Raw genomic sequence first — 10,678 nt, forward strand, 5'->3', positions numbered from 1 at the left:
TACATTTTTCATGTCTATCATTAGCTTCAACCCCAAATATTTCAGCTAATTCATCTATTGTTTTTTCTCCCTTTATTATTCCTTTATCTTCACCTAATTTTTTCAAGTTTCTAGCTGTATTTTCAACAACATGCAGATAGCATGCAGCTCCACTTGCAACTGCTCTTAAAAAGTTTCTAGCAACTATTGTATCAGCATCTGCTCCACAAATTCCCCTTGGAGATTTAGGTGTTATTCTACATGGGCCATTTGCACATAATCTACAGCATACCCCTTGAAGTCCAAAACCACATTTAATTTTTTGATCTTCAGTTCTATGGAATGCCGTTTCAACATCCTTCGACGCTACAAATTTTTCTAACCTTTTATCTGCACTTTCGCACATTTTACAACTAACACAAGACATAAATTACTTCCCCCTAAATATATTTTTATGGTAATTCTTTTTATATATACCATGCATTGTTAATAGTTAAACATATTTTTGAAAAAGTTTTCCTAATTTAAAAAACTTATTCAACTTTGAAAAAATCCAATAATTAAATAAGTTTTTTATAATCTATTTATTTAAACCTTCGCTTATATTTTTCAATTTATTTTTTACTCTCTCTGCTTCTGTTCCGGTTAATGGTGTTGGTTGATAATTATTAACACTACTTTCAGATGATATAGAACAAGGTATAATTTCAGGCTTGTTTATACTTATCAGTTTATTGTCTTCAAAGTTAAATGTTTGTTTGTATATAAAAGTATCTTTATCTTGAGGATTTTTGTTACCTCCAAAACAGAAATTACTTAGACTATATGCAATATACTTTTCTTTATACTCTTCTATTCCTTGCATAACATGAGGATGACTTCCTAATACCCCATCAGCTCCATTATCTATAGCAAAATGAGCGAAATCTTTTTGAACTTGATCAGGATAATATTGTCGCTCTGTTCCCCAATGTAAATATAAAAATACTACATTCGATTCTTTTTTCATACTTCGTATATCTTTTTTCATATTATTTAAAAATTCTTCATTATAATTTTCAGGCCAACCATTGTAACCTAATAATCCAACCTTTACGCCTTTAACATCTACTATACTTTTCTCTCCTAATCCAAAATAATCTATATTATTTTCTTTTAATATAAATTTAGTTTGTTTCATACCCTCGTCAAAATAATCCTCCGAGTGGTTATTTGCTAATGTTACAGCATCTATTCCCCCTTCCTTAAGTATATTTACATAAGAAGGATCTCCTTTAAATGCAAATTTTTTAACTTTCGCATTGCTCTCGCTAGTTAAAGGCCCCTCTAAATTTGCTACCGTTAAATTATCTTCTTCAAAAATTTCCTTAACGTTTTTAAAAAAATATCCATAATCTTGTCCTTGATTTTCAAACTCATTATCAAAAGATCCATAGTATGAGGCTCCCTTATAATTCCCCATAGTTATATCCCCTACAAAATTAATAGTTATGCTTTCCTTTTTTACCTCATTTGCTTCGCCAACTTTTTTTGATTGTTCATTATTATCTTTAATTTTATCATTTCCTAAAGCAACTTTAAAAATAAGCATATAAATAACTACCACTACAATAATTATTACAGATATTAATAGTGATAGCTTCTTTTTATTAATCTTTTTTTCCATTTATTTACCTCCACCAAAGTAATAAGCCCTAAATATATTATAGCTTATACTATTTGTCAAAATAAATCGCTTTATGTAGTATGTTTGTTTTTTTGTATGTATTCTAATTATTGTTATATATATTTTTTTTTGTTATAATACTAATGAACATAATTTTACATATTTTAGGAGGAGATTAAAAATGGCTTACAAAATTAATGATGCTTGTATAAGCTGTGGTGCTTGTGAAGCTGAGTGCCCAGTTAGCTGTATATCAGCTGGAGATGACAAATATGTTATAGATGCAGATACTTGTATAGAGTGTGGTGCTTGTAACGGAGTTTGTCCAGTAGATGCTCCACAACCAGAATAATAATAAATTAAAATAAAAAAACTACCTACTTTTGTAGGTAGTTTTTTTTATTTTAATTTATTTATCTTCATTCATAAGATATGATAAAGTAAATAAACTTTCAGTTAAGTTTACATTTTCAACTATAACATCATTTGGTACTTCTAAATCTAACGGTGCAAAGTTCCAAACTCCCTTTATACCTGATTTAACTAATCTATCGACAACTTCTTGCGCCCCATTTTTTGGTATACATAATATCGCTATATCGATATCATTTTCAGCTACGAACTCCTCGATGTCATCAGAATCTAATATTTCAAAATCTCTTATTTTTAATCCTATCATTCTTGGATTTGCATCAAATAAAGCTTTTATCTTAAACCCTGCTTTAGTAAAACCTGCATAATTAGCTATTGCTTGTCCTAAGTTTCCAGCCCCAATTATAATAGAATTATAAGTTCTAGATAACCCTAATATTTTACCTATTTCATTGTATAACTCTTCGACATTATATCCGTATCCCTGCTGTCCAAATCCACCAAAGTTGTTTAAATCTTGTCTTATTTGAGATGCTGTAAAGCCAATTATATCGCTTAATTCTTTAGAAGATATTCTTTGTATATCTTTATCTAACAAATCTCCTAAGTATCTATGATATTTAGGTAATCTTCTTATTACAGCCATAGAAATATTTTTATTACTCATCTCTTCACCTCCTATATATTCATTATCCCTGTTTCATATACTATGCTATTTTTTTAACAAAATGCATATATCCTTGATTATATTATACCAAAACATTATAATTTTAGATAGTTTAAAGGAGGTATAATTTTATGATTGTTTTGTCGTGTAATAACTTAAATAAAAGTTTTGGAATAGATACTATATTGGAAAATATTAGCTTCACTGTAAATGAAGGTGATAAGGTTGGTATTATAGGTGTAAATGGAACGGGTAAAACTACTTTATTTAAAGTACTTTCTGGAATTTATGGATATGATAGCGGAGATATATATCTTGGTAAAGGTGTAGAAATAGGATATCTTGAACAAAATACAAATTTCCAATCAGAAAAAACTATATATGAAGAAGTTTTAGAAGTTTTTTCTGACTTAATGGATATGGAAAACTATATACGAGGTTTAGAGATTAAAATAGCAGAAGAAGGTTCTAATCCTAACTCAAAAATTCTAGATAAACTTATGAATGAGTATTCTCAAAAGCTAGAACTTTTCTCTGAACTAAATGGTTATGGTTATAAATCAGAAGTAAAAGGGATTTTAAAAGGCCTAGGTTTTTCTGACTCTGATATGGAAACTCCAATAAATATATTATCTGGAGGAGAGAAAACCAGAGTCTTACTTTCAAAGTTACTACTAAAAAACCCTTCACTTCTACTTCTAGATGAACCAACTAACCATCTTGATTCAGATGCCATCGAATGGTTAGAGGTATTCTTAAAACAATATAAAGGAACAGTAATTATCATATCTCATGATAGATATTTCCTAGATCAAGTTGTAAATAGAGTATTTGAAATTCATAATAAAAGACTTAAAACATATAATGGAAATTACTCTAAATTTATAGAATTATCTAAAGTAGAAAAAGAGTTAGAAGTTAAAAAATATGAAGACCAACAAAAAGAAATTAAAAAACAAGAAGAATCAATTGATAGACTAAAAGCTTACGGAAGAGAAAAACACTTAAAAAGAGCTAGAAGTAAAGAGAAGATGCTAGATAAAGTTGATGTATTAGATAAACCTGATGTATTCAGAAAAAAAGCTAGTATTCAATTTAGTCCTTCTGTATCTAGTGGTAATGATGTCTTACAAGTAGAAGATCTTTCTATGGGTTATGGTGAAAGAATCCTATTTAAGGACATAAACTTTAATATATACAGAGGAGAAAAAGTTGCTTTAATAGGAGCTAATGGAATAGGAAAGTCTACTTTATTTAAAATAATAATGAATGAAATAATACCATTAACTGGGACTACTAAACTTGGTGCAAATGTTCATGTAGACTACTTCCACCAAGAGCAAAAAACTCTTAACCTAGATAATACTATTATTGATGAAATTTGGAATGATCACCCTAGTCTAAATCAAACCACACTTAGAAATATGTTAGGATCTTTTTTATTTGAAGATGAAGAAGTGTTTAAAAAAATATCTACACTAAGTGGTGGAGAAAGAGCTAGAGTTGCTATACTGAAATTAATTTTATCTAATTCTAACTTTTTATTACTAGATGAGCCTACAAATCACCTTGATATAGACTCTAAGGAAGTTCTTGAAGAAGCTTTATTAAATTATACAGGAACTTTATTTACAATATCTCATGATAGATATTTCTTAAACACAGTTGTTGATAAAATACTTGTTCTTGATTCTGATGGAATAACAGAATATCTAGGTAATTATAATTATTATATGGATAAGAAAAAACAAACTTTAGAAATGAACTCTATAGAAACAACTGAAGAAAAAACCAAGACTCAATTAAAAGATGAAAAAAGAAAAGAAAGAGAACAAAGAGAGTTAGAGAAAAAAGCTAGAGCTAAAAGGCAGAACATAGAAAAAGAAATTGAAGAAATAGAACTTAAAATAGAAGAACTTAATGTCCTTATGTGCGAAGAAGAAATATATTCTAATCCTGAAAAATCTAAAGAAGTTAGTCAGAGTAAATCTTCTTTAGAAGATAGATTAAATAATTTATATGAAGAATGGGAACAGCTAATGTAGGCTGTTCTTTATTTTTGATAATTCTGAAATTTATATAATAAATTAGTTGATATATATATGCTTTTTATATTAACATAGTATAGATGTTAAATTTAAGGGGGTGTCTTATTGACAAATATTTTTAATCTTAATAATGAAAACAAGAGATTTTATAAATTATTAGTTTCACTTTGTATTCCTATAATAATACAAAATCTTATATCAACTTCTGTAAACATTATAGATACAGTAATGATAAGTAGCTTAGGAGAAGCATCCGTAGCATCAATAGGAGTTGCTAACCAATACTTTTTCTTATTTAATATGACTTTATCTGGATTAACAGGTGGAGCTGGTTTATTTATATCTCAGTTTTTTGGGAAAAATGATGCAAATAATATAAAAAAGGTTACCGGATTAAATGTTTTACTTGGAATAATATTAGGTCTATTATTTTTTATCCCTGCTTTTATATTTCCTAAGTTCATAATTCATTTTTTCTCTTATGATACTGAGGTAGTTAATCTTTGTATAGAGTATTTCAGTATAATAGCTTTTTGCTATCCTTTAATCGCTGTTAGTACTGTATTTAGTATGGGATCTAGAAGTATTCGAAATCCTAAGCTTGGAATGATTTGTAGTGCAGTTGCTCTTATAAGTAACATTATATTAAATTACGGCTTAATCTTTGGAAATTTAGGATTACCTACATTAGGAGTTCGTGGAGCTGCCATAGCAACTGTTATAGCTAGATTTATAGAGTTTTCACTTTTAATAGGATATGTATATATCGTAAAGAAAGATTATGTTTTAAAATTCACTATTAAAAATTTAAAATCTATAGATAAGCAGTTTATAAATACTTTCTTTGGAAAAAGTACACCTATATTATTAAATGATAGTGGATGGGCAATAGGTACAGTTTTATATTCTGTTGCTTATGCAAAAGCTGGTACTTCTGCAATTGCAGCTAGTCAAATAGCTACTAGTACTGGGAATTTCTTTATTATGACAGCTGTTTGCGTTGCTATAGGTGCATCTATTATGCTAGGGAATGAACTTGGTGCTGATAATAAAGAAGTGGCTATTGATTATGCTAAAAAGTTTTCTAAAATAGTTTTTATAGTAGGAACCCTATTTGGTATACTTCTTATACTAAACATACCGACTCTACTTAAAATGTTTAGTGTTTCAGATAATCTAGCTCCTGATATTATTAAAATATTTGTTATTATGGGATTATTAATGGGTCTAAAATCTTTTAATACCCTTTTAATTATAGGTATTTTAAGAAGTGGTGGAGATACTAAGTATTCTTTATTTTTAGAATTGGGATGTATGTGGTTAGTATCGCTTCCTCTTACTTTTATATTTGCAATTAAAGGAGCTCCTATTTATGTACTTGTCCTTCTTACTTACTCTGAAGAGATTGTTAAGTTCATATTTGGTGTTCCTAGAGCACTGTCTAAAAGATGGGTTGCTAATATTGTAAAAGAAATTGATTAGGTAGTGCTCGTTGGAAAATATTATTGTTTCATTCCCTGAAAGACCTAAAATCATAGTCTGTAACGCTACTTCAACAATAATATTTTCCAACTTCGATAGTTTTAAGTAAATAAAAAGGTACTATTATAAAATTATTTTATAATAGTACCTTTTTCAATTCATCCTTTATACTTAAATATAATTAGTTTTTTATTTACTATATTAAAATGTAATACTATAGGTTTTAACGACCTTTAAAGCATTTTTACGCTTTGGGAGTGAAACCTGTAATACTATCTTTTTCTAATTTAACTACCTTATATGATTTAGTTTCTAATTTAAATTCAACGATATCATGATTTACCTCAATAAGCCCATTAACTAGATTTATATACTTACTATTTAGACATTCTTTCATATCTATTTTTATAACTTCTTCTTGTTCTGATCTATTTACTAAAACTAAAATATTATCATCATTTATACCTTCAATATATCTTACATAACCAAATACATTAGGATTTTCTAATTCTAAAAATTTAGTTTCTCCACAAGTTAACACCTTACTTTTATTTCTATCCTTAATAATATTTTTATAGAAGTTTAAAATCTCTTTATCTTCACTTTTCCATGGATAAGTTCTTCTATTATCTGGATCTGTTTCACCTAAAAGTCCAGCTTCATCACCATAATATATATATGGTACGCCTTCAAAAGTCATTTGTATTGCAACCGCTAATTTAAGAAGCTCTTTATCTTCATTTAATTCTGTAAGTATTCTTCTTGTATCATGCGTACCTAATATATTTAAATTAGATTTAAAAGATTCTTTTGGATAATTTTCTTTTATAGTCATAAGGCTATTGTATACATCATTTGAATCAATTTTATAATTTAAAAAATCTACAAATATATTCTTAAACACATACCCTGTAACACCGTTTAGTTGGTCACCTAAAAGATATTTTCTTCTTTCATCATAACTAATTTTATTAGATGCATCTTCCCAAACTTCACCTATAAGAATAGATTCTTTATCTAGTTTTAAAGTCTCACTCTTTAGCTCCTCTATAAATTTAGAAGGTAATTCATCAGCTACATCAAGTCGCCATCCTTTAACTCCATACCCCATCCATTTTTTTATTACACTGTCATCACCTTTTATAATATAGTCAATATATGAAGTTTCAGTCTCATTTACATTTGGTAAAGATTTAACCCCCCACCAACAATCATATTTTTGTGGGTAGTTTTCAAATTTGTACCAAGAAATATACGGCGAATCTTGTGATTGATATGCACCTACAGAATCATAATTCCCATACTTATTAAAATATACGCTATCATCTCCTGTATGGCTAAATACACCATCTAGTATAATATTTATTCCCTTTTTATTTGCTTCATTTATCAACTCTTTAAATATTTCTTCATTCCCAAACATTAGATCAATATTTTTATAGTCTCCTGTATCATACTTGTGGTTACTCTGTGATTCAAATATAGGGCTTAAGTATATTATGCTAACCCCTAAATTTTTCAAATAACTTAATTTGCTTATTATCCCTTTTAGATTTCCTCCATGAAAATCCCATCTAATTATTTCATTTTCACTATTTTTTATATACATAGGAGTATCTTCCCAATTTGCATATACAAAACTATTCTTTTTAGGATTATTTATCTTACCACTTTTATTAAATCTATCTACAAATATATGGTATAAAACACCCTCTTTAAACCAATCTGGGGATTTAGTATTCTTGCTAACTGTAATTTGATACTTACTTAAACTATTAATATCAAATATTTCTTCGCACATACCATTTCTTTTATTCTTGCCATAGTACTTTAATTCGTTATTTCCATTTATACTTTCTATCGTTTTAAAAAAGTAAAAATAAACATCTGCTTGTTGAAATTCATATTTATCTATATTGAACCTATAATCGGATGCTTTTGTCATTTTTATTTCTTCTAAATTTTCTCCTTCTCTTTCTATAATTAAATATACTTCTTTTACATTTTCTGTAGCTTTTACATTTAAACTTAATTTTTCTCCTAATTCCAAAGCTCCGAAAGGCTTTTTATAACTTTCTAACCAAGAATTATATGTTATACTCATTTTGATCTCCCACCTTTTATCTTTTGAACTGTTTATTTTTTATACCATATATCCTTAGCATATTCATTTATAGTTCTATCACTTGAAAATATTCCTGAATTTGCTATATTTGTTAAAGAAATTTCATTCCACTTATATCTATCTTTATATAAATTATTTATTTTTTTCTGTGCTTCTATATAGTTCTCAAAATCTCTTAATACAAAGAATTCATCATTATAGGTTATTAGAGAATTATATATTTCTCTGCCTTCTTCACCTATATTTGGTATGAATCCATTAACTAAATCATCCACAACCCTCTTTATATAAAAATTATTAGAATAAATATCTGCTGCTGAATATCCTCCAAATTTATTGTATTCTAAAACTTGATTTGCTGATAATCCAAAAATTATTATGTTTTCATCGCCTACTTGTTCATGTATTTCTATATTTGCTCCATCTAAAGTCGCTAAAGTTATAGCTCCATTCATCATAAATTTCATATTACTAGTTCCTGAAGCTTCCTTTGTAGTTGTTGATATTTGTTCACTTACATTTGCAGCTGGTATTATTTTTTCTGCTAATGACACTCCGTAATTTTCTATAAATACTACTTTTAATTTTTCATTAACTCTTTTATCATTATTAATTTTTTGTGCTAATTCATTTATAAATTTAATAACGCATTTGGCAAAGTAGTATCCAGGAGCAGCCTTTGCTCCAAATATAAATGTTCTTGGCTTTATGTCTAGGTTTGGATTATCTAATAATTCATGATATAAATGAAGTATGTGAAGTGCGTTCATAAGTTGTCGTTTGTATGCATGTAGCCTTTTTATTTGTATATCAAATATAGAATTTGGATCTATTGATATATTATTTCTTTCTTTTATAATTTTTGATAAGTTTAGCTTATTGTTATATTTTATTTTTTCTAGTTCCTGTAATACATTTTTTTCATTCTTATATTTTTCAAGTTGCTTTAGTTTCATAGTGTCCTTTTCCCAGTCGCTACCTATAAGACTAGTTATTAAACTAGATAACTGTGGATTTGATAACATTAACCATCTTCTATGAGCAATTCCATTTGTTTTGTTATTAAATTTATATGGCTCATCCTCATAAAATTCTTTTAATACTTCTTTTTTCAAAATTTTAGTATGAAGATCTGCAACTCCATTTACACTGCTACTTCCAACTATACTTAAACTAGCCATATTTACATTGTTATTATAAATAATAGCCATCTTATTTATTTTTTCAATGTCATTTGAATATTTAGTTTTTAACTTATTTAAATATCTTTTATTTATTTCTTCTATAATCATATAAATCCTTGGAAGTAATTCTTTTATCATTGATATTTGCCATTTTTCCATAGCTTCTGTCATTATAGTGTGATTCGTATATGAAGTACATTTTTTTGTAATTTCCCAAGCTTCATCCCATCCAAGAGCTTCTTCATCCATAAGTATTCTCATTAATTCGGGTATACATAGTGATGGATGAGTATCATTTATATGAATAGATATTTTTTCATTTAATTTATTAATATTGATTTTATTTTTTTTGCACTTTCTTAATATATCCTGCAGTCCTGCACTAACTAAAAAATACTCCTGTTTTAATCTTAGCATTTTGCCTGCATCGTTAGAATCATTTGGATATAATACTTGTGATATCTCATCTACGTAATATCTATACTGTAATGCATCATGATAGCTACCATAGCTGTTTTTTGAATCTTTTAATATTGGTTCAAAATCTTTCCTAGGTATATCTGATTTAAATAGCCTCAAGGTATTTATATACTGATTTTCATACCCTATAATAGGTATATCATAAGGTAGAGCCATTACAGGTATATAATTTTTATGAATAGCCGTTAGCTTTCCATTATTACTTACAAGTTCTACTTCTCCTCCAAATTTAACTATAACCGCTTTATTTGGTCTTACAGTTTCCCAAATATAAGATTCTTCTTTTAGCCAGTTATCAGGTACCTCAACTTGGTGTCCATTTACAAACTTTTGTTCAAATAATCCATATTCATATCTAATACCATAGCCATGACCACTTATTTTATTAGATGCCATCGAATCTAGAAAACATGCAGCTAGTCTCCCTAATCCACCATTTCCTAATGCAGGGTCAGATTCTGCATCTATTAAATCATCTAGATTTATACTCATAGTATCTAATATAGATCTTACTTCTTCCATTACTCCTAAGTTTAAAAGATTTGACTGTAGCTGTCTTCCTAACAAAAACTCTATGCAAAAATAGTAAACTTCCTTTTCCTCTTTTAATCTATTTTCTTTCCATATATTTGCTATTTTAGATTTAAGAACAGTTACTAATGTATTTAGTAACTG

At 27.8% G+C, this 10,678-nt stretch carries 7 protein-coding genes and 1 pseudogene; 3 read left to right on the forward strand and 5 right to left on the reverse strand.

Annotation, left to right across the window (positions count from 1 at the left end; genetic code table 11):
- Nucleotides 1-406 (reverse strand): annotated as a pseudogene (locus ACRDDE_RS09180) (anaerobic carbon-monoxide dehydrogenase catalytic subunit); the annotation flags it as partial.
- A 153-nt stretch (nucleotides 407-559) separates the two neighbouring features.
- Nucleotides 560-1,645, reverse strand: a complete 1,086-nt coding sequence (locus ACRDDE_RS09185; RefSeq protein WP_438626962.1) for a CapA family protein — start codon at nucleotides 1,643-1,645, stop codon at nucleotides 560-562.
- Nucleotides 1,646-1,826: 181 nt separating this feature from the next.
- Between ACRDDE_RS09185 and ACRDDE_RS09190 the strand changes: the two genes are divergently transcribed.
- The gene (locus tag ACRDDE_RS09190; protein WP_021428309.1) at nucleotides 1,827-1,997 is read left to right on the forward strand and encodes a DUF362 domain-containing protein; all 171 of its coding nucleotides are present in this window, start codon (nucleotides 1,827-1,829) and stop codon (nucleotides 1,995-1,997) included.
- A gap of 57 nt (nucleotides 1,998-2,054) precedes the next feature.
- Here ACRDDE_RS09190 and ACRDDE_RS09195 read toward each other — a convergent pair whose 3' ends face one another.
- Nucleotides 2,055-2,684 carry a redox-sensing transcriptional repressor Rex gene (locus tag ACRDDE_RS09195; RefSeq protein WP_438626963.1) on the reverse strand — a complete coding sequence of 210 codons (630 nt, stop codon included), beginning with the start codon at nucleotides 2,682-2,684 and terminating at the stop codon, nucleotides 2,055-2,057.
- A gap of 131 nt (nucleotides 2,685-2,815) precedes the next feature.
- Between ACRDDE_RS09195 and abc-f the strand changes: the two genes are divergently transcribed.
- Entirely contained in the window at nucleotides 2,816-4,729 is a 1,914-nt protein-coding gene (gene abc-f / locus ACRDDE_RS09200) for a ribosomal protection-like ABC-F family protein (protein ID WP_438626964.1), read from the forward strand.
- 108 nt (nucleotides 4,730-4,837) lie between these two features.
- Complete coding sequence (locus ACRDDE_RS09205) at nucleotides 4,838-6,214, forward strand: MATE family efflux transporter (protein WP_438626965.1); 1,377 nt, start codon at nucleotides 4,838-4,840, stop codon at nucleotides 6,212-6,214.
- A gap of 244 nt (nucleotides 6,215-6,458) precedes the next feature.
- Here the strand turns inward: ACRDDE_RS09205 and ACRDDE_RS09210 are convergent, their stop codons facing one another.
- On the reverse strand, nucleotides 6,459-8,318 hold the full coding sequence (locus ACRDDE_RS09210) for a glycoside hydrolase family 13 protein (protein ID WP_438626966.1): 1,860 nt from the start codon (nucleotides 8,316-8,318) through the stop codon (nucleotides 6,459-6,461).
- Nucleotides 8,319-8,350: 32 nt separating this feature from the next.
- A partial coding sequence (locus ACRDDE_RS09215; protein WP_438626967.1) for a glycogen/starch/alpha-glucan phosphorylase occupies nucleotides 8,351-10,678 on the reverse strand: 2,328 nt, incomplete at its 5' end.

Source organism: Paraclostridium sp., from assembly GCF_051656405.1.
Lineage (GTDB): Bacteria > Bacillota > Clostridia > Peptostreptococcales > Peptostreptococcaceae > Paraclostridium.

Excerpts from the sequence above, each read along its gene's own strand:
- ACRDDE_RS09185 (WP_438626962.1), bottom strand. The coding sequence starts at position 1,645 with ATGGAAAAAAAGATTAATAAAAAGAAGCTATCACTATTAATATCTGTA.
- ACRDDE_RS09190 (WP_021428309.1), top strand. The coding sequence starts at position 1,827 with ATGGCTTACAAAATTAATGATGCTTGTATAAGCTGTGGTGCTTGTGAA.
- ACRDDE_RS09195 (WP_438626963.1), bottom strand. The coding sequence starts at position 2,684 with ATGAGTAATAAAAATATTTCTATGGCTGTAATAAGAAGATTACCTAAA.
- abc-f (WP_438626964.1), top strand. The coding sequence starts at position 2,816 with ATGATTGTTTTGTCGTGTAATAACTTAAATAAAAGTTTTGGAATAGAT.
- ACRDDE_RS09210 (WP_438626966.1), bottom strand. The coding sequence starts at position 8,318 with ATGAGTATAACATATAATTCTTGGTTAGAAAGTTATAAAAAGCCTTTC.